This window comes from Exiguobacterium sp. FSL W8-0210, from assembly GCF_038006045.1.
GTDB lineage: Bacteria > Bacillota > Bacilli > Exiguobacteriales > Exiguobacteriaceae > Exiguobacterium_A.
In genome coordinates, this window is the sequence record NZ_JBBOUK010000001.1 from 104131 (window position 1) to 124272 (window position 20142).

Consider the following 20142-nt stretch of genomic DNA (forward strand, 5'->3'; position numbering starts at 1 on the left):
AGAGTGGGACCGCGCTTCGTTAGCGTCTCTGTGCAGCAATGCATGGAGGCGCTTTTTCTTATGGAAAGGAGAACGTATATGACACGGATGCGAGAAGATATCCGCAATGTGTTTGAGCAAGATCCAGCTGCCCGCAGCACGTTAGAAGTCATTTTGACATACCCGGGCTTACATGCGATTTGGATGCATCGCCTGGCCCATCGGCTCTGGAACGCGAAGTTTCGCTTGCTCGGTCGATTGATTTCGCAATTCAGTCGCTTTTTGACAGGCATCGAGATTCATCCAGGAGCGACGATTGGACGCCGATTCTTTATTGACCATGGGATGGGTGTCGTCATTGGTGAGACGACGATCATTGGCGATGACGTCACGTTGTTTCAAGGCGTGACACTCGGCGGAACGGGGAAAGAAACAGGAAAGCGTCATCCGACGATTGAAGACGGCGTACTTGTCTCTGCCGGTGCTCGTGTCCTAGGTGATATCACGATCGGGGCATACTCAAAAATCGGTGCCAGTTCCGTCGTCTTAAAACACGTTCCTCCAAATGCGACCGTCGTCGGCATTCCGGGACGTGTCGTCATTCAAGACGGCATGAAGGTCGAAGCACCACTTGATCATCGTTTCCCGGATCCGGTCAGCGAATGCCAAGAGCGGATTGAAATGGAACTAGAAGTATTAAAACAAGAAATTGAACGGATTAAAGGAGGGCGACGTCATGATTCAACTGTACAACAGCATGACCGGAAAAAAGGAACCATTTAAACCATTAGAAGAAGGAAAGGTCAAGATGTATGTCTGTGGTCCGACGGTTTACAACTACATTCATATCGGCAATGCACGTCCAGCGATCGTCTTCGATACAGTCCGTCGCTACTTCACATACCGCGGATATGAGGTCAAATACGTCTCGAACTTCACGGACGTCGACGATAAGATCATCCGGACAGCAAACGAACTCGGAGAAGATTATCATGCGTTGACGAAACGTTTCATTGAAGCTTATCACGCGGATACGGGCGCCTTGAATGTCCAAAAAGCGGACATCCATCCACTCGTCACGGAAACGATGGACGATATCATCGCATTCATCGAAGTCCTTGTTGAAAAAGGCAATGCCTACGCTTCAAGCGGGGATGTCTACTTCCGGACGCGTAGTTTCAAGGATTACGGACAATTAAGCCAACAGTCGATCGACGAGTTGCGTGCAGGTGCACGAATCGAAGTCGGAGAGAAAAAAGAAGATCCGCTTGATTTCGTGCTCTGGAAAGCAGCAAAACCAGGCGAGCCGGCATGGACGAGTCCGTGGGGCGAAGGGCGACCAGGCTGGCACATCGAGTGCTCGGCGATGGCGAAGAAATACCTCGGAGAGACGATCGATATCCATGCCGGTGGACAAGACTTGAAGTTCCCGCACCATGAGAATGAGATCGCTCAGTCGGAAGCATGCAATTCTCAGAAGTTCGCGAACTACTGGATGCATAACGGGTTCTTGAACATCGAAAATGAGAAGATGTCGAAGTCGCTCGGTAACTTCCTGACGGTCCATGAAGCAATCCAAGCGGTCGATCCGATGGTGTTACGATTCTTCATGTTGTCGGTTCAATATCGTCATCCGATCAACTACAGTCGTGAACTGATCGACCAAGCAGCGAATGGTCTCGCACGGATCCGGGAGTCGGTCGCAAACATTGAACACCGACTTGACATGACGGCTGATCTCGGAACAGGTGAAGAGAAGTGGTTGAATCGTCTAGCGGCAATCAAGGAACACTTCATCACATCGATGGATGATGATTTCAATACAGCGAACGCGGTGACGGATTTGTTTGATCTCTCGAAAGAAGCCAACCTATACCTCGGAGAAGCGCATGTATCGAAACAGGTTCTCGAACAGTTCCTCGCACTCTTCTCGGAATTATCAGGCGTCCTAGGTGTGACGTTGACAGTTGATAAAGGCTTACTCGATGAAGAAGTCGAACAGTTGATCGAAGAGCGGAACACAGCCCGTCAAAATCGTGACTTCGCACGAGCGGACGCAATCCGCGACCAACTACGTGACCAAGGCATTCTGCTCGAAGATACAGCACAAGGGATGCGGTGGAAGCGCGGATGAAGAACTACAAACAACTGAATGCACTCGCGTTAGCGTACATGGGCGATGTCGTCTATGAGATTCGTGTGCGGGAGCGATTGCTCGAACAAGGTTATGTGAAGCCGGGCGAGTTGCACAAAGCAGCTGTCCGGTACGTTCGGGCACAAGCACAAGCGACGGTCGTGACGCACTGGTTGAACACGGATGCGTTGACGGAAGAAGAGGCAGCGGTCGTCCGGCGCGGGAAGAACGCGAAATCCGGTTCCATCCCGAAGAGTACAGACGTCCACACGTATCGCTACGCGACAGCATTTGAAGCATTACTCGGTTATATTTATCTTTCAGAAGGAGGGGATCGCCTTGAAGAACTCATCGGACAAGCGTTCGAATTACTCGAAGCCGAAAAAACAGACGAATCCTAAGGCTACAAGCGCGAAGCCAAAAACGAAGGCACAGCGTCCAGCACAAGAGAAACGAAAAGCCGCTCCGGTCAAGGAACAGCCAGTCGCGATCGAACCGCTCGAAGAAGGACAAGATTTCTTGTCGGGTCGAAATCCGGTTCTAGAAGCATTACGGAGCGGACGAGAGATGAACAAGCTGTTTCTGCAGGAAGGACAACAAAAAGGACCACTTGCCGTCATCCACGCGATGGCGCAGGAAGCAGGGATTCAAATCCAGCTCGTCCCGCGTTCGCGGTTAACGGGTTTAGCCGGAACGGAAAATCACCAAGGTGTCGTCGCAGCGGTAGCGGCGTATGAGTACGCCGAGATGGAAGACATCTTTGAGCTCGCGCGTCAAAAGGACGAAACACCGCTCTTGATCCTACTCGATGAACTCGAGGATCCGCATAATCTCGGATCAATCTTGCGGACAGCAGATGCTGTCGGGGCACACGGGATCATCATTCCGAAGCGTCGATCAGTCGGATTGACGCAAGTCGTCGCAAAAGCATCAACAGGCGCGATCGAACATATTCCTGTCGTTCGCGTGACGAACCTTGCGCGGACGATGGAGGATCTAAAGAAACAAGGCATCTGGTTCGTCGGAACGGATGCGCGCGAAAGTGATGACTACCGGACACTTGATGGGACGATGCCACTCGGAATCGTCATTGGAAGTGAAGGAAAAGGAATGAGCCGGCTCGTCCGTGAGAAATGTGATTTCCTCGTCCACCTCCCGATGGCGGGACATGTCACATCGCTCAACGCATCGGTTGCTGCTTCGTTATTACTATATGAAGTCTACCGGACTAGAAAGCCGTATGCGCGATGAAATATGATCGTCTCATCGTAGATGGCTATAATATCATTGGCGCATGGCCAGAATTTCGGACGTTGCGGGAGCAAGATTTTGAATTGGCACGGGAACGGCTGATTCATGCGATGGCGGAATACCAAGCTGTCACAGGTCTCAGCGTTACGATCGTCTTCGATGCCTATCTTCAACCGGGACGTGAATCCCGGATGCAAAAAAGCGGGATTGATATCGTCTACACACGGGAGAACGAGACGGCAGATGAATGGATTGAAAAGACAGCTGCTGATTGGCTACAAGATATCCGGGTCAAGTTAACGGTAGCGACGAATGATTATACGGAGCAGTGGGTCATCTTCACGCTCGGAGCACTCCGCATATCGGCGCAAGAGCTCCGGCGAGAGTGGAAAGCGGCAGTCGCTGTCATCAAACAACAGACGACGTCTGCGAAGACGACGGCTCAACCGCGCTCGAAGATTGATTTACCAGAAGACGTCGTCGCACGTTTAGAAGCGATCCGTCGTCGAAAGAATTCAGATACATGATATGAACCATTCGCATGAGCAAATCACCGTTTTTCCTACTTTGGAAGAACGGTGTTTTTTATGAAAAGATACATTTTGGATACAACAAAAGAGGTCATGCCAATTTTCATTGTCGTGCGACAGGTAATTATTGTATAATTAAAAACAATTGAACTATTCGTCAATGATGCTTGGAGGGATACAGGATGAGTTTGGTTTCGTTCGACCAGTTTGGGTGCATGACCGATGAAGCGCTTGTAGAACAAGCGAAAGAGTTCGACAACAGCGATGCGCTCGAATTTTTGATCGAGCGGTATCGAAATTTCGTGCGCGCCAAAGCCCGTTCTTACTTTTTGATCGGGGCAGACCGCGAAGACATCATTCAAGAAGGAATGATCGGTCTCTATAAGGCGGTACGGGATTACCGAACGGATAAGCTTGCCTCGTTTAAAGGATTTGCCGAATTATGCATTACGAGACAGATGATCACTGCGATCAAGACGGCGACACGTCAGAAACATATCCCGTTGAACTCTTACATCTCACTCGATAAACCGATCTATGACGATGAATCGGAGCGGACGTTACTCGATATCATTACGTCGACAGCACCTTCTGACCCACAAATCTTGATCGTCAACCGGGAAGAATATGCAGACATTGAATCGAAGATAGATGAAATTTTAAGCGACCTTGAACGCAAAGTCCTCGCGCTCTATCTTGACGGACGGACGTATCAGGAAATCTCTGACGACCTCGATCGTCATGTCAAATCGATCGACAATGCCTTGCAACGCGTCAAGCGCAAGCTTGAGCGTTATCTCGAAGCACGAAAGATGACGGTCTAACAGAGAGGTAGATTGACCGTAATCCCTTCCTATGCTACTGTATAACTAGCGCCTTACTAGCGAGACGCCGCTCATAGGCGTTTTTTTTTACGCTCTTTTTCGGAAGGAAAGTACCTCAACAGAAGAGAAGAGTGGCAAAGAAGGAGGACTTTGAGATGGCGAAGAAAGTAGGCCTTGCTTGTGATAATTGCGGTGCCCGCGACTATACGACGATGAAAAAAGAGGACGTCACTGTCCGCTTGGAATTGAAGAAATTCTGCCGTCGTTGTAACGCGCATACGATTCATAAAGAAGCGAAATAAGGCTTCATCTGTCCCGATTTATTACATCCTGGAGGGAAAGTACGATGAAATTTTTGCGTGACGTATGGAATGAATTGAAAAAGACGAGCTGGCCAAAACGGAAAGAGCTGACGAAATACACATTGACGGTCATCGGTATGGTGATCTTCATGGGTGTCTTCATCTTCGGCGTCGATTCAGGGCTTAGCGCATTGATGAGCTGGTTGATTAAGTAAAAAGAAGAGGTGGCCTACCATGGAGAAACAATGGTTTGTCGTCCAAACGTATTCCGGATTCGAAAATAACGTCAAGGCGAACCTTGAACGTCGGATTGAATCCATGAACATGGACGAAAAAATCTTCCGTGTACTCGTTCCGATTGAAACGGTACAAGAAGAAGTAACGAACAAAAAGGGAGAAACGAAAATCAAGGAACGTGAAGTCAAGATCTTCCCGGGGTATGTCCTCGTTGAGATGGTCATGACGGATGATTCCTGGTATGTCGTCCGGAATACTCCGAACGTCACGGGCTTCCTCGGATCAGTCGGCGGCGGTTCAAAACCGACACCGCTCCTTCCGGAAGAAGCAGAAAACATCCTTGGATCAATGGGTCTCGTCGATCTGAAGAGCCGTTACGACTTCTCACTCGGACAAATCGTCCGAATCAAAGAAGGAGCTTTCGAAAATCTCGAAGGTACGATCGAGGAGCTTGATACAGATGCTGAGAAAATGAAAGTCTCTGTTGATATGTTCGGTCGCGAAACGAAGGTCGAGCTTGATTTCGCACAGGTCGATAAAATCGATTAAGTTTCCTATTGCGAATGTTTTGTTTTAATGATACAATTTTTCGTGTTTGATGTTGTGCTTATTTCGATAAATAACTCGTCGAATAGAATGAGTGGGAGGACGCGCAACGTCCAATTAAACCACATTAAAGAATTAAGGAGGTGTGTCTCGTGGCGAAGAAGGTTATGAAACTCGTAAAACTTCAAATTCCTGCGGGCAAAGCAAACCCAGCTCCACCAGTTGGACCGGCACTCGGTCAAGCAGGTGTGAACATCATGGGCTTCTGTAAAGAGTTCAACGCTCGTACACAAGACCAAGCCGGCTTGATTATCCCTGTAGTCATCACGGTTTTTGAAGATCGTTCATTCACATTCATCACTAAAACTCCTCCAGCAGCAGTTCTCTTGAAGAAAGCAGCTGGAATTGAGAGTGGTTCAGGTGAACCGAACCGTAAGAAAGTAGCGACTGTCAAACGTGACAAAGTTCGTGAAATCGCTGAAACAAAAATGCCAGACCTTAACGCATCATCTGTTGAAACAGCAATGTTGATGGTTGAAGGTACTGCACGTTCTATGGGTATCGTAATCGAAGACTAATGTCTTTTTGATTACCATGAACAACGATGAGGGTCGCAGGCGGATAGTTTCTTGAAGCCTGCTACCCTTTCATTATGTGGGAGGATTTTCCGCACAACCACAAAGGAGGAACCTAAAATGGGTAAGAAGTACAAAGAAGCTGCTAAGCTTATCGATCGTACGGTTTCATACGAACTCGCAGAAGCTGTAGATTTGACTAAAAAATCTGCAACTGCGAAATTCGATGAGACTATCGAATTGGCTGTTCGTCTCGGAGTAGATCCGAAGAAAGCAGACCAACAAATCCGTGGAGCAGTCGTATTGCCACACGGTACTGGTAAAACACAAAAAGTTCTCGTCTTCGCGAAAGGTGAGAAATTAAAAGAAGCGGAAGCTGCTGGAGCAGATTACGCTGGTGATGCTGAGTACATCAACAAAATCCAACAAGGATGGTTCGACTTCGACGTTATCGTCGCGACACCAGACATGATGGGTGAAGTTGGTAAACTTGGTCGCGTTCTCGGACCAAAAGGCCTCATGCCAAACCCGAAAACAGGTACAGTTACATTTGACGTCACAAAAGCAATCAACGATATCAAAGCTGGTAAAGTTGAGTACCGTGTCGACAAATCAGGTAACATCCACGTTCCTGTCGGTAAAAAATCATTCGATAACGAGAAACTCGTTGATAACATCAACACAGTTATCGAAACTCTCGTAAAAGTTAAGCCTGCTACTGCTAAAGGTGTATACCTTAAGAACATCGCGATCGCTTCTACAATGGGTCCTGGTGTAAAAGTATCTTCAGCTGACTTCGCGAAATAATTTCGTCTAAAACGAACTTGACAACGTTCTAAGAACGCTGTTACAGTATAAAACGTTGATATATTTCGACATACCGTAGACAGAAGGTGCTCACATGGGCATAAATCCTTCCGAGGTGTTCTTGCTCAGAGAGCCTGTTTGTTCAGGTATCCTTTTTGACGATTACGCCTCCTCTGCTCTGCAGACGGAGGCTTTTTATTTGAAATCGAGCAGCCCCTCGCACCGGTACATTTCATCTACCAGGAGGTGCAACAGAAATGGCAAACGAAAAAGTTATCGCTGTCAAAGCGGATCTCGTATCTGAGATCGCTGAGAAACTCCAAGCGAGCGCAGGAACAGTTGTCGTCGACTACCGTGGTCTCACAGTAGAAGAAGTCACTGAACTTCGTAAACAACTCCGCGAAGCGGGCGTTGAATTCAAAGTTTACAAAAACGGTCTCCTCCGCCGCGCGGCAGTTCAAAGCAACCTCGAAGGTCTTGATGAAGTCTTCACAGGTCCTAGTGCGATCGCCTTCAGCAATGAAGACGTTATCGCGCCAGCTAAGATCTTGAACGACTTCGCTAAAACGCACAAGGCTCTCGAACTTAAAGGTGGTATCATCGAAGGCAAAGTCACTTCAGTAGAAGATGTCAAAGCCCTTGCGGAACTTCCATCACGCGAAGGTCTCCTTTCGATGCTCCTCAGCGTGCTTCAAGCGCCAATCCGTGGACTCGCGGTGGCAACGAACGCAATCGCAGAGCAAAAAGAAGAACAATCTGCTTAATTTCTGCTTAGCGGGATAGGCAACCAACACAATTTTCACACCCCAACGTGGGCTAAATCAAAGGAGGAAAACCATAATGGCTTTCAACAAAGAGCAATTTATCGAAGACCTCAAGGGCATGACTGTTCTTGAACTTAACGAACTCGTAAAAACAATCGAAGAAGAATTCGGCGTATCAGCAGCAGCTCCAGTAGCAGTTGCAGGTGCTGGCGCAGGCGCAGCAGCTGAAGAGCAAACTGAATTCGACGTTATCCTTACTAACGCTGGATCTGGTAAAATCAACGTCATCAAAGCAGTTCGCGAATTGACTGGTCTCGGTCTTAAAGAAGCGAAAGCTCTCGTAGACGGAACTCCAGCACCAGTTAAAGAAGGCGTTTCGAAAGAAGACGCTGAAGCAATGAAAGCTAAGCTTGAAGAAGTTGGCGCTACTGTAGAAGTTAAGTAATTTTCTTCTTCCGTAGAAACAAGAGAAGCTCGCATTGCGAGCTTCTTTTGTTTTCATCTTTTACATGAGAGGGGAAGGAAACATGGCGGATCATTATTATACGAATGACCCTTCATCGAAACGAGATCCGAAGACGTGGGAATATGTCCTGCGTGGTCAGACGCTCCGCTTTACATCGGACCATGGTGTCTTTTCGAAGAACGGAATCGATTTTGGTTCCCGTCTGTTGATCGAGGCATTCACGGAACCGGCTGTAGCGGGAGACATCTTGGATGTCGGTTGCGGATACGGACCGATGGGCATCGCGCTTTCGAAGTCGACGGGTCGTCCGGCGCACTTGATCGATGTCAATGAACGGGCGCTCGAACTAGCGGCAGACAATGCGCGCGCGAACGGTGTTTCCGTGACGACCGGTGTGAGTGACGGGTATGATGGGGTAGGCGAATCGACATTCGCAGCGATCGTGACGAATCCACCGATTCGGGCGGGAAAAACGGTCGTTCATCGTATTCTCCGGGAAGCGTATGATCACCTTGTCGTCGGCGGCGAGCTTTGGGTCGTCATTCAAAAGAAACAAGGTGGACCATCAGCGAAGAAATTGATGGAAGACGTATTCGGTATGTGTGAGACAGTTACCCGCGATAAAGGGTACTCGATATTTAAATCAATTCGGTCTTGACAAATCGAAGGATTTGTCGTTGACCGCATGTTGTGTCTATGATAGTATTATAAAATGCCATTGGAGTGATTTTTGGATAAGATGTTTGAAAGCAGCTGGCGTTCTCGACTACAGATGATTGAGTAGACAAGACGTCGCTTTTTTGCGCTTATCAATCAAAAAATGGCTTCAATGTTCGATATTACACCCGTCCTTCTCTATAAGAAGAAGTGGGTCTGAGAGGTGAATCAGTTGACTGGTCAACTTGTTCAGTACGGTCGTCACCGTCAGAGAAGAAGCTATGCACGTATCAGCGAAGTATTGGAACTTCCAAACTTAATCGAGATTCAAACGAATTCGTATGAGTGGTTCCTGCGGGAAGGTCTTCGTGAGATGTTTCATGACATTTCGCCGATTTCCGATTTCACAGGGAATCTCGTATTAGAATTCATCGACTACTCGCTCGGAGAGCCGAAGTATTCGATCGATGAATCGAAAGAGCGCGACGTGACCTATTCGGCACCACTACGCGTTAAAGTCCGTCTTCAAAATAAAGAGACGGGTGAATTGAAAGAACAAGAAGTCTTCATGGGTGACTTCCCGCTTATGACGGAGTCGGGAACATTCATCATCAATGGAGCGGAGCGCGTAATCGTTTCGCAGCTTGTTCGTTCGCCAAGTGTTTATTACAACAATAAGTTAGATAAGAACGGTAAGCGTGGATTCTCCGCGACAGTCATCCCAAACCGTGGTGCATGGCTCGAGCTCGAGACAGACGCGAAAGACATCGTTTATGTTCGCATTGATCGCACGCGTAAGATTCCAGTAACGGTTCTTTTACGTGCTCTTGGTTTCGGTACGGATCAGGAAATCATCGATCTTCTCGGTGATGATGAGTACCTCCGGAATTCACTTGAAAAAGATAATACGGAATCAACGGAAAAAGCCCTCATCGAGATTTATGAGCGTCTACGTCCGGGAGAGCCGCCGACAGTCGAAAACGCAAAAGCGTTGCTCGTGTCGCGCTTCTTTGACCCGAAACGTTATGATTTGGCAAACGTTGGTCGTTATAAAATCAATAAAAAGCTTCATCTTAAGAACCGTCTCTTCGGTCAAAAACTCGCGGAAACGCTTGTTGATCCTGAGACAGGTGAAGTCATCGCGGAAGCAGGAACGGTCCTTGATCGTCGTATGCTCGATAAAGTCCTTCCATTCCTCGAAGGATCCGTTGGTTACATCGAAGCGACGCCTACAGGCGGCGTGACGCAGGGTGAGGCTTTCAACTTACAGTCAATCAAGGTGTTCGCACCGGACGATGCTGAAGGTGAACGCATCATCAATATCATCGGTAACGGTAACATCGATCGTGACATCAAGCACATCACGCCTGCTGACATGATTGCTTCCATCAACTACTTCTTTAACTTGTTGCATGAAGTCGGTACGACAGACGATATCGACCACCTCGGTAACCGTCGTCTTCGTTCAGTCGGTGAGCTGCTCCAGAACCAATTCCGGATCGGTCTCTCACGGATGGAACGTGTCGTTAAGGAACGGATGTCGATTCAGGATCAGAATGCGATCACGCCACAGGCATTGATCAACATTCGTCCAGTTATCGCATCGATTAAAGAGTTCTTCGGTAGCTCGCAGTTGTCTCAGTTCATGGACCAAACGAACCCGCTTGCGGAATTGACGCACAAACGTCGTCTTTCAGCACTCGGACCTGGTGGTTTGACACGTGAGCGCGCTGGTTTCGAAGTTCGTGACGTACACTACTCGCACTATTCCCGTATGTGTCCGATCGAAACGCCAGAGGGACCAAACATCGGTTTGATCAACTCGTTGTCTTCGTACGCGAAGGTCAATGAGTACGGCTTCATCGAAGCGCCATATCGTCGTGTCGATCCGGAAACGGGCGTCGTCACGGATGAAATCCACTACATGACTGCTGACGAAGAGGATCTCTACGTCGTCGCACAGGCAAACATGTTGTTGACGGAAGAGAAGACGTTTAAAGATTCACACGTCCTTTCACGTTTCCGTGGACAAAACTTGTCTGTCGAACCAGCACGTGTCGATTACATGGACGTTTCACCGAAGCAGGTTGTATCTGCCGCAACGGCTTGTATCCCGTTCCTTGAGAACGATGACTCGAACCGTGCCCTCATGGGAGCGAACATGCAACGTCAGGCCGTCCCACTTCTGAACCCGGAATCTCCGATTGTCGGTACAGGAATGGAGTACGTGTCTGCGAAAGACTCAGGAGCCGCTGTCGTTGCGAAGCACGCAGGGATCGCTGAGCGTGTCACGGCGCGTGAAATCCTTGTCCGTCGTACGACGGAAGTCGATGGCAACATCGTTGAAGGGGAACTCGACCGTTACAAGATTCAAAAATTCATCCGTTCTAACCAAGGAACGTGTTATAACCAAAAACCAATCATCAAAGCAGGCGACCCAGTCGATAAAGGCGAGATCCTTGCAGATGGTCCATCGATGGACGGTGGGGAACTTGCGCTTGGTCGTAACGTACTCGTCGGTTTCATGACATGGGATGGTTACAACTATGAGGATGCTGTCATCATGAGTGAGCGTCTTGTCAAAGACGACGTCTACACATCGATCCACATCGAAGAATACGAATGTGAGTCGCGTGATACGAAACTCGGACCGGAAGAAATCACACGTGATATTCCGAACGTCGGTGATGATGCCTTGAAAAACCTCGACGATCGCGGAATCATCCGCGTCGGTGCGGAAGTCAAGGACGGCGATATCCTCGTCGGTAAAGTTACGCCGAAGGGTGTAACGGAATTGACAGCGGAAGAACGTCTTCTTCATGCAATCTTCGGTGAAAAAGCACGTGAAGTCCGTGATACATCTCTCCGTGTACCACACGGTGGTGATGGAATCATCCTCGACGTCAAAATCTTCGACCGCGATAATGGGGACGAGCTCTCACCTGGTGTCAACCAGTTGATCCGTGCTTACATCGTTCAGAAGCGTAAGATTCACGAGGGTGACAAAATGGCGGGTCGTCACGGTAACAAAGGTGTTATCTCGCGTATCCTTCCAGAAGAAGACATGCCGTACATGCCAGACGGTACGCCAATTGACATCATGTTGAACCCACTTGGGGTTCCATCACGGATGAACATCGGGCAGTTGCTCGAGCTTCACCTCGGGATGGCAGCACGTCAACTCGGCATCAAAGTCGCATCACCGGTATTCGATGGTGCGCGTGAGGAAGATGTTTGGGCAACGATTGAAGAAGCAGGTATGGATCGCGACGCGAAGACTGTCCTTTATGATGGTCGTTCGGGTGAAGCGTTCGATAACCGCATCTCTGTCGGTGTCATGTATATGATTAAACTTGCTCACATGGTCGATGATAAACTTCACGCACGTTCGACAGGACCATACTCACTCGTTACACAACAACCGCTCGGTGGTAAAGCCCAGTTCGGTGGTCAGCGTTTCGGTGAGATGGAAGTATGGGCACTTGAAGCATACGGCGCAGCCTACACACTCCAAGAGATCCTTACAATCAAGTCGGATGACACGATCGGTCGTGTTAAAGCATACGAAGCAATCGTCAAAGGTGAGAATGTACCACAACCGGGCGTACCGGAATCGTTCCGAGTCCTCATTAAAGAGCTTCAATCACTCGGTATGGACGTCAAGATGATGTCTGCTGATGATGAAGAAATCGAAATGCGCGACGAAGACGAGGACAATATCCCGAACGCGACTCCAGCACTCGAAGAAGTTCAAGCGCCTGTCGCACCAGTTGTTACTGAAGAGGAATAAGCGAAAGGGAGGTCCACCCCTTGGTAGATGTTAATAGATTTGAATATATGCAAATCGGCCTCGCTTCCCCCGAAAAGATCCGTTCATGGTCTTTCGGGGAAGTGAAAAAGCCGGAGACGATCAACTATCGTACACTCAAACCGGAGAAAGACGGTTTGTTCTGTGAACGTATCTTTGGTCCAACAAAAGACTGGGAATGTTACTGTGGTAAATACAAACGGATCCGCTATAAAGGAATCATTTGTGACCGCTGTGGCGTTGAAGTCACGAAGTCGAAAGTCCGTCGTGAGCGCATGGGTCACATCGAGCTCGCAGCACCGGTTTCGCACATCTGGTACTTCAAAGGAATTCCTAGCCGTATGGGACTCGTCCTCGACATGTCACCGCGTGCGTTAGAAGAGATCATCTACTTCGCGTCGTACGTCGTCACAGATCCAGGCGAATCGACACTTGAGAAGAAACAACTCCTTTCAGAGAAAGAATACCGTGCCTATCGTGAGAAGTTCGGTCGTTCGTTCACTGCTGAAATGGGTGCGGAAGCAGTTCGTAAATTGCTCCGTGACGTAGAACTCGATAAAGAAGTCGCTGCATTACGTGAAGAGCTTCGTATGATTCAAGGACAACGTCGTACGCGTGCGATCAAACGCCTTGAAGTCCTCGATGCGTTCCGTAACTCAGGCAACAATCCAGAATGGATGGTGCTTGAAGTACTTCCAGTCATCCCACCGGAACTTCGTCCGATGGTTCAACTCGATGGCGGACGTTTCGCAACGTCTGACTTGAACGACTTGTACCGCCGCGTCATCAACCGTAACAACCGTCTCAAGCGTCTTCTTGACCTTGGCGCTCCGAACATCATCGTTCAGAATGAAAAACGGATGCTTCAAGAAGCAGTCGATGCTTTGATCGATAACGGTCGTCGTGGTCGTCCAGTCACTGGACCAGGTAACCGTCCACTTAAATCACTTTCACACATGTTGAAAGGGAAACAAGGACGTTTCCGTCAAAACTTGCTCGGTAAACGTGTCGACTACTCTGGTCGTTCGGTTATCGTCGTTGGTCCAAACCTGAAGATGTATCAATGTGGTCTTCCAAAAGAAATGGCCCTTGAGCTCTTCAAACCGTTCGTCATGAAAGAACTCGTCTCTCGTGGCATCGCACCGAACATTAAGAGTGCGAAACGGAAAATCGAGCGCGTTCAACCTGAAATCTGGGATGTCCTCGAAGAAGTCATCCGTGAGCATCCGGTTCTCTTGAACCGTGCACCGACACTTCACCGTCTCGGTATCCAGGCATTCGAACCAACGCTCGTCGAAGGACGCGCGATTCGCCTTCACCCACTCGTATGTACGGCGTACAACGCCGATTTCGATGGTGACCAAATGGCGGTTCACGTACCACTTTCAGCAGAAGCACAAGCAGAAGCACGTCTTCTCATGCTCGCTGCACAAAACATCTTGAACCCGAAAGACGGTAAACCTGTTGTTACACCATCGCAGGATATGGTCCTCGGTAACTACTACCTCACGCTCGAGCGCGAAAACGCGATCGGCGAAGGTAAAATCTTCTCGACAGTGAATGAAGCGCTCATCGCTTACCAAAATGGTTATGCGCACTTCCATACACGTGTTGCGATTCCAGCCGGCGTTCTCAAGAACCCGACATTCACGGAAGAGCAAAACGAGAAATTATTGATTACAACAGTCGGTAAGTTGATCTTCAACGAGATCCTCCCAACGACGTTCCCTTACTTGAACGAACCAACGATGACGAACCTTCAAGAAGCGACGCCGGACAAGTACTTCCTTGAAAAAGGAACAGATGTCGCGGCAGAACTGAAGAACCGTCCGATCATCGACCCATTCAAAAAAGGATTCCTTGGAAATGTCATCGCGGAAGTCTTCAAACGGTTTGAGACGACAGAAACAAGCCGCATGCTCGACCGCATGAAAAACCTCGGATTCAAACACTCGACTCGTGCCGGTATCACGGTAGGGATCGCGGACATCATCGTTCTTCCAGATAAACAAGAAATTCTTGTTGAAGCGCAGGACAATGTCGACCGCGTCATGAAATCGTACCGTCGTGGTCTCATCACAGAAGACGAGCGCTATGAGCGCGTCGTTAAATCGTGGAATGATGCGAAGGATGAAATTCAGTCTCGTCTGATGAAATCCCTCAACCGTCTCAACCCGATCTTCATGATGAGTGACTCCGGTGCCCGTGGTAACGCGTCGAACTTCACGCAGCTCGCTGGTATGCGTGGACTCATGGCCGCTCCAAGTGGACGGATCATCGAGCTCCCGATCAAATCATCGTTCCGTGAGGGTCTAACGGTACAGGAATACTTCATCTCGACACACGGTGCACGTAAAGGTCTTGCCGATACAGCCTTGAAAACGGCTGACTCGGGTTACCTGACTCGTCGTCTCGTTGACGTTGCTCAAGACGTCATCATCCGTGAAGATGATTGTGGAACGGATCGTGGTATCCGCGTCACAGCACTCCGTGAAGGAACGGAAGAAATCGAAAGCCTCTACGACCGCCTCGTCGGCCGTACGGCATTCGAAAACGTCGTTCACCCTGAAACAGGAGAAGTCCTCGTTTCAACGAACGAACTCATCGATGAAGACATCGCGCGTGTCATCACTGACGCTGGTGTCGATAACGTTGAGATCCGTACTGCCTTCACATGTAACACAAGCCATGGTGTCTGTAAGAAATGTTACGGACGCAACTTGGCAACAGGCAACGACGTCGAAGTCGGCGAAGCTGTCGGTATCATCGCGGCACAATCAATCGGTGAGCCAGGAACGCAGCTTACGATGCGTACCTTCCACACAGGTGGGGTTGCCGGAGACGATATCACACAAGGTCTTCCGCGTATCCAAGAGTTGTTCGAAGCGCGTAACCCGAAAGGTCAAGCGGTCATCTCGGAAATCGATGGTCAAGTCATCGACTTCACGGAATCGCGTGACAAACGTGAATTGACGGTCCAAGGACTCAGCGAAACACGCACATACACGATCCCATTCGGTTCGCGTCTACGTGTTCAGCTCGGGGACGAGGTCAAAGCTGGTCAAGTCTTCACGGAAGGTTCGATCGATCCGAAAGAACTCTTGAACGTTAAAGGTGTATCCGGCGTTCAGAACTACTTGCTTCAAGAAGTTCAAAAAGTATACCGGATGCAAGGGGTTGAGATCGGTGACAAACACGTCGAGGTCATGGTTCGCCAAATGATCCGTCGCGTACGTGTCATCGAGTCTGGTGAGACTTCACTCTTACCAGGTTCGCTCGTCGATATCAGCACGTTCAAGGAAGCTTGTAAAGAAGCGCTCCGTAACGGGAAAGCTCTCGCTTCGGCGAAACCAGTTCTTCTCGGTATCACGAAAGCGTCACTTGAAACAGATTCATTCCTATCGGCTGCGTCGTTCCAAGAAACGACTCGTGTCCTTACGGATGCAGCGATTAAAGGGAAGAGCGACTACCTTCGCGGCTTGAAAGAGAACGTCATCATCGGTAAGTTGGTTCCAGCTGGTACTGGGATGTCACGTTACCGTCAGATCGATCTCGAAGTAGCTGGCGAAGCACCTGTAGAAGCCGATTCTCCGGTAGAATAAAACGCCTTGACACGCCGGTATGGCGGTGCTACTATGATATAGTGTTGCCAACCGGCTGTGTTATTTTGGAGGATATCTTCATGTCTTACAAAAAAGTAGTCGGCGCAGATTTGAAGTTTGTCGGTCAAAAGCAAACGCTCAAAGCATTGCGATCTGGCAAGGCGTCGGAAGTGATCATTGCGGATGACGCAGATGAACACGTAAAACAAGCATTGCTCGATGCGGCGAAACAAGCAAACGTTCCAGTCGTGAATGTTCCTTCTAAGCAAGAGCTTGGAAAAGCTTGTGGAATCGATGTCGCAGCAACCGCTGTTGCCATTAAGAAAGTTTGATAATGCGTTTTGTGTGGCGATGGAATGCCTGAGCCACGCAAAACGTTTCATTATGACTTTCGATGAACCACCCGGCTCGGTGGTTTTGAAATTTGTCATGAATTCAGGAAGGGAGGATCTCAAAGATGCCTACTATCAACCAATTAGTCCGTAAAGGACGTCAATCAAAAGTTGTGAAATCAGATTCGCCAGCGCTGAACAAAGGGTACAACAGCTTCATTAAAGCTCGTACTGACATCAGCTCACCACAAAAACGTGGTGTTTGTACTCGTGTAGGTACAATGACTCCGAAGAAACCGAACTCGGCTCTTCGTAAATACGCACGTGTACGTTTGACGAACACAATGGAAGTAACAGCTTACATCCCAGGTATCGGCCACAACCTTCAAGAGCACAGTGTTGTTCTTATCCGTGGCGGCCGCGTAAAAGACTTACCAGGGGTACGTTACCACATCGTTCGTGGTGCGCTTGATACAGCTGGTGTTGACGGCCGTATGCAAGGTCGTTCGAAATACGGTACTAAACGTCCTAAAGTTAAAAAATAATTTAGATATCTTAAGATATCACCTCACTATATGAAAGGAGGGACTCGGAATGCCACGTAAAGGTCAAGCAGAACGTCGTGATGTAATGGCTGATCCGATCTACAACTCTAAACTCGTTACCCGCCTTATCAACCGTCTTATGTTAGATGGTAAAAAAGGTACTGCTCAACAAATCTTATACAAAGCTTTCGAAACTATCGCTGAACGTTCAGGTCGCGATGCAATGGAAGTCTTTGAAGAAGCGATGAACAACATCATGCCAGTTCTTGAAGTTAAAGCACGCCGTGTAGGTGGAGCTAACTATCAAGTTCCTGTCGAAGTTCGCCCAGAGCGTCGTACGACACTCGCACTTCGTTACCTCGTGAACTACTCACGTCTCCGTAACGAAAAAACTATGGATGCGCGCCTTGCTAACGAAATCATGGACGCTGCAAACAACACTGGTGCTTCTGTTAAGAAGCGCGAAGATATGCACAAAATGGCGGAAGCGAACAAAGCGTTTGCTCACTACCGCTGGTAATTCCGAAAATCACCACCTCATGCATGCCATTTTTAATGGAATTATGAGGTGGCTTTCGGGTATAGTCATGACGTGTGGCAACACACGACCACTAAACTAAAATGCGAAAGGAGAATGTTTAAAGATGGCAAGAGAATTCTCCCTTAAGAACACTCGTAACATCGGGATCATGGCTCACATCGATGCTGGTAAAACAACAACGACTGAGCGTATCCTGTATTACACGGGTCGTATCCACAAGATTGGTGAAACGCACGAAGGTGCTTCACAAATGGACTGGATGGAGCAAGAGCAAGAGCGTGGGATCACGATTACATCGGCAGCAACAACTGCTCAATGGAAAGGTAACCGCGTAAACATCATCGATACACCTGGACACGTAGACTTCACTGTTGAGGTTGAACGTTCACTTCGCGTACTTGATGGTGCGGTAGCAGTACTTGACGCTCAGTCTGGTGTTGAGCCACAAACTGAGACAGTATGGCGCCAAGCTACAACTTACGGCGTACCACGTATCGTTTTCGTTAACAAAATGGATAAAATCGGTGCAGACTTCTTGTACTCGGTCGGAACGCTTCGCGAACGCCTCCAAGCGAACGCACACGCGATCCAACTTCCAATCGGTGCGGAAGATGAATTCAAAGGAATCATCGACCTCGTCGAACAGAAAACATATATGTACGGTAACGATCTCGGAACTGACATCGAAGTGACTGACGGTTTCCCAGCTGATCTTGCTGATCAAGCTGAAGAACTCCGTGGATCATTGATCGAAGCAGTTGCGGATTATGAAGAAGAATTGATGATGAAATACCTCGAGGGTGAAGAAATCACAATCGACGAGTTGAAAGCGGCTATCCGTAAAGCAACTCTGACAGTTGACTTCTATCCTGTACTCGTAGGTTCGGCATTCAAGAACAAAGGTGTTCAGCTTATGCTTGACGCAGTTCTCGATTACCTCCCATCACCAATCGACGTAAAAGCGATCTCAGGTATCGACATGGATACGGATGAAGAAATCGTACGTGAGTCTTCGGACGACGCACCATTCTCTGCACTCGCGTTCAAAGTCATGACTGACCCTTACGTCGGTAAATTGACATTCTTCCGTGTGTACTCTGGTACAGCTTCGGCAGGATCGTACGTTAAAAACTCAACAAAAGGCAAACGTGAGCGTCTTGGACGTATCCTTCAAATGCACGCAAACAGCCGTGAAGAGATCCCGATGGTATACGCGGGTGACATCGCTGCAGCTGTAGGTTTGAAAGATACGACTACTGGAGATACGCTTTGTGCAGAGAAAGACAACGTCGTTCTCGAATCAATGACATTCCCAGAACCAGTTATCTCGGTCGCTATCGAACCAAAAACGAAAGCTGACCAAGATAAAATGGGTCAAGCCCTCGCTAAGCTTGCTGAAGAGGATCCAACGTTCCGTACTGAAACAAACCCAGAGACTGGTCAAACGATCATCTCAGGTATGGGTGAGCTTCACCTCGACATCATCGTTGACCGTATGCGTCGCGAGTTCAAAGTCGAAGCAAACGTTGGTGCTCCACAAGTAGCTTACCGTGAAACGATCCGCCAAGCGGCGAAGATCGATTCGAAGTTCGCTCGTCAATCTGGTGGTCGTGGTCAGTATGGTCACGTCGTCGTAGAATTCGAGCCGAACGAAGAAGGCGCTGGCTTCGAGTTCAACAACAAAATCGTCGGTGGTGTTGTTCCACGTGAATACATCCCAGCGGTTGAGAACGGAATCGAAGAAGCACTTCAAAACGGTATCCTTGCTGGTTATCCGGTCGTTGACGTAAAAGCTTCACTCGTCTTCGGATCGTACCACGATGTCGACTCAAACGAGATGGCATTTAAAGTTGCGGCTTCAATGGCAGTCAAACAACTCAAAGATAAGAGCGGTGCTGTTATCCTTGAGCCAATGATGAAAGTTGAAATCGTCATCCCAGACGAATACATGGGAGACATCATGGGTGATGTTACATCACGCCGTGGTCGCGTAGAAGGTATGGAAGCACGCGGTAACGCTCAAGTTGTCCGTTCAATGATTCCACTTTCTGAAATGTTCGGATACGCTACTGGTCTTCGTTCACGCACACAAGGTCGCGGAACGTACTCGATGCACTTCGATCACTACGAAGAAGTACCGAAATCAGTTGCGGAAGAAATCATCAAAAAAGCGAACGGCTAATCCTTCACAGGTTGTCACGCTTTTATGATTAGTGTAAGCTAAGGAAGGTGTACGTTATCT

At 48.6% G+C, this 20142-nt stretch carries 20 protein-coding genes and 2 other annotated features (1 of these 22 only partly in view); all 20 genes read left to right on the plus strand.

Translation table 11 applies throughout. The features are described from left to right. Positions 1-33: a binding site (T-box leader), on the plus strand (it extends 186 nt beyond the left edge of the window). Between the two features lie 27 nt (positions 34-60). The 20 genes from epsC (at position 61) to fusA (ending at position 20082) form a co-directional block, all read left to right on the plus strand. Then, entirely contained in the window at positions 61-762 is a 702-nt protein-coding gene (epsC, locus tag MKY22_RS00570; RefSeq protein WP_155960240.1) for a serine O-acetyltransferase EpsC, read from the plus strand. After that, positions 716-2113 carry a cysteine--tRNA ligase gene (cysS, locus tag MKY22_RS00575; protein ID WP_290780712.1) on the plus strand — a complete coding sequence of 466 codons (1398 nt, stop codon included), beginning with the start codon at positions 716-718 and terminating at the stop codon, positions 2111-2113. Before epsC ends, cysS begins: the two co-directional genes overlap by 47 nt. Further along, complete coding sequence (locus MKY22_RS00580; RefSeq protein ID WP_035413140.1) at positions 2110-2514, plus strand: Mini-ribonuclease 3; 405 nt, start codon at positions 2110-2112, stop codon at positions 2512-2514. The genes cysS and MKY22_RS00580 overlap by 4 nt, the downstream gene beginning before the upstream one ends. Before the next feature lie 166 nt (positions 2515-2680). Continuing rightward, entirely contained in the window at positions 2681-3364 is a 684-nt protein-coding gene (gene rlmB, locus MKY22_RS00585; RefSeq protein ID WP_369792041.1) for a 23S rRNA (guanosine(2251)-2'-O)-methyltransferase RlmB, read from the plus strand. Beyond that, the gene (locus MKY22_RS00590) at positions 3361-3891 is read left to right on the plus strand and encodes an NYN domain-containing protein (RefSeq protein WP_035413144.1); all 531 of its coding nucleotides are present in this window, start codon (positions 3361-3363) and stop codon (positions 3889-3891) included. Before rlmB ends, MKY22_RS00590 begins: the two co-directional genes overlap by 4 nt. 185 nt (positions 3892-4076) lie before the next feature. After that, on the plus strand, positions 4077-4718 hold the full coding sequence (sigH, locus tag MKY22_RS00595) for an RNA polymerase sporulation sigma factor SigH (RefSeq protein ID WP_341085843.1): 642 nt from the start codon (positions 4077-4079) through the stop codon (positions 4716-4718). Between the two features lie 155 nt (positions 4719-4873). After that, positions 4874-5020, plus strand: coding sequence for a 50S ribosomal protein L33 (rpmG, locus tag MKY22_RS00600; RefSeq protein ID WP_023466603.1), 147 nt, complete (start codon positions 4874-4876; stop codon positions 5018-5020). 44 nt (positions 5021-5064) lie between these two features. Continuing rightward, positions 5065-5235, plus strand: coding sequence for a preprotein translocase subunit SecE (secE, locus tag MKY22_RS00605; protein ID WP_023466605.1), 171 nt, complete (start codon positions 5065-5067; stop codon positions 5233-5235). Between the two features lie 19 nt (positions 5236-5254). Then, positions 5255-5806 carry a transcription termination/antitermination protein NusG gene (nusG, locus tag MKY22_RS00610; protein WP_023466607.1) on the plus strand — a complete coding sequence of 184 codons (552 nt, stop codon included), beginning with the start codon at positions 5255-5257 and terminating at the stop codon, positions 5804-5806. Between the two features lie 149 nt (positions 5807-5955). Continuing rightward, complete coding sequence (rplK, locus tag MKY22_RS00615; RefSeq protein WP_023466609.1) at positions 5956-6381, plus strand: 50S ribosomal protein L11; 426 nt, start codon at positions 5956-5958, stop codon at positions 6379-6381. Positions 6382-6498: 117 nt separating this feature from the next. Beyond that, positions 6499-7185, plus strand: a complete 687-nt coding sequence (gene rplA / locus MKY22_RS00620) for a 50S ribosomal protein L1 (protein ID WP_064300983.1) — start codon at positions 6499-6501, stop codon at positions 7183-7185. A 55-nt stretch (positions 7186-7240) separates the two neighbouring features. Then, positions 7241-7392, plus strand: a sequence feature (ribosomal protein L10 leader region). A 50-nt stretch (positions 7393-7442) separates the two neighbouring features. Beyond that, a complete protein-coding gene (gene rplJ, locus MKY22_RS00625) occupies positions 7443-7949 on the plus strand; it encodes a 50S ribosomal protein L10 (RefSeq protein WP_023466611.1) in 507 nt (168 codons plus the stop codon). A gap of 76 nt (positions 7950-8025) precedes the next feature. Next, the gene (gene rplL, locus MKY22_RS00630) at positions 8026-8394 is read left to right on the plus strand and encodes a 50S ribosomal protein L7/L12 (protein ID WP_341085850.1); all 369 of its coding nucleotides are present in this window, start codon (positions 8026-8028) and stop codon (positions 8392-8394) included. Between the two features lie 82 nt (positions 8395-8476). Next, positions 8477-9073: a class I SAM-dependent methyltransferase gene (locus tag MKY22_RS00635; RefSeq protein ID WP_023466614.1), complete on the plus strand. Its 597-nt coding sequence runs from the start codon at positions 8477-8479 to the stop codon at positions 9071-9073. Positions 9074-9304: 231 nt separating this feature from the next. After that, positions 9305-12862, plus strand: a complete 3558-nt coding sequence (gene rpoB, locus MKY22_RS00640; RefSeq protein WP_064300988.1) for a DNA-directed RNA polymerase subunit beta — start codon at positions 9305-9307, stop codon at positions 12860-12862. A 20-nt stretch (positions 12863-12882) separates the two neighbouring features. Next, complete coding sequence (rpoC, locus tag MKY22_RS00645) at positions 12883-16482, plus strand: DNA-directed RNA polymerase subunit beta' (protein ID WP_035413153.1); 3600 nt, start codon at positions 12883-12885, stop codon at positions 16480-16482. Positions 16483-16562: 80 nt separating this feature from the next. After that, positions 16563-16814, plus strand: a complete 252-nt coding sequence (locus tag MKY22_RS00650; RefSeq protein WP_023466620.1) for a ribosomal L7Ae/L30e/S12e/Gadd45 family protein — start codon at positions 16563-16565, stop codon at positions 16812-16814. 125 nt (positions 16815-16939) lie between these two features. After that, positions 16940-17359, plus strand: coding sequence for a 30S ribosomal protein S12 (gene rpsL, locus MKY22_RS00655; RefSeq protein WP_023466621.1), 420 nt, complete (start codon positions 16940-16942; stop codon positions 17357-17359). A gap of 49 nt (positions 17360-17408) precedes the next feature. Further along, positions 17409-17879, plus strand: coding sequence for a 30S ribosomal protein S7 (rpsG, locus tag MKY22_RS00660; RefSeq protein ID WP_023466623.1), 471 nt, complete (start codon positions 17409-17411; stop codon positions 17877-17879). A gap of 124 nt (positions 17880-18003) precedes the next feature. Beyond that, the gene (gene fusA, locus MKY22_RS00665) at positions 18004-20082 is read left to right on the plus strand and encodes an elongation factor G (protein WP_195866121.1); all 2079 of its coding nucleotides are present in this window, start codon (positions 18004-18006) and stop codon (positions 20080-20082) included. Positions 20083-20142: the final 60 nt, after the last annotated feature.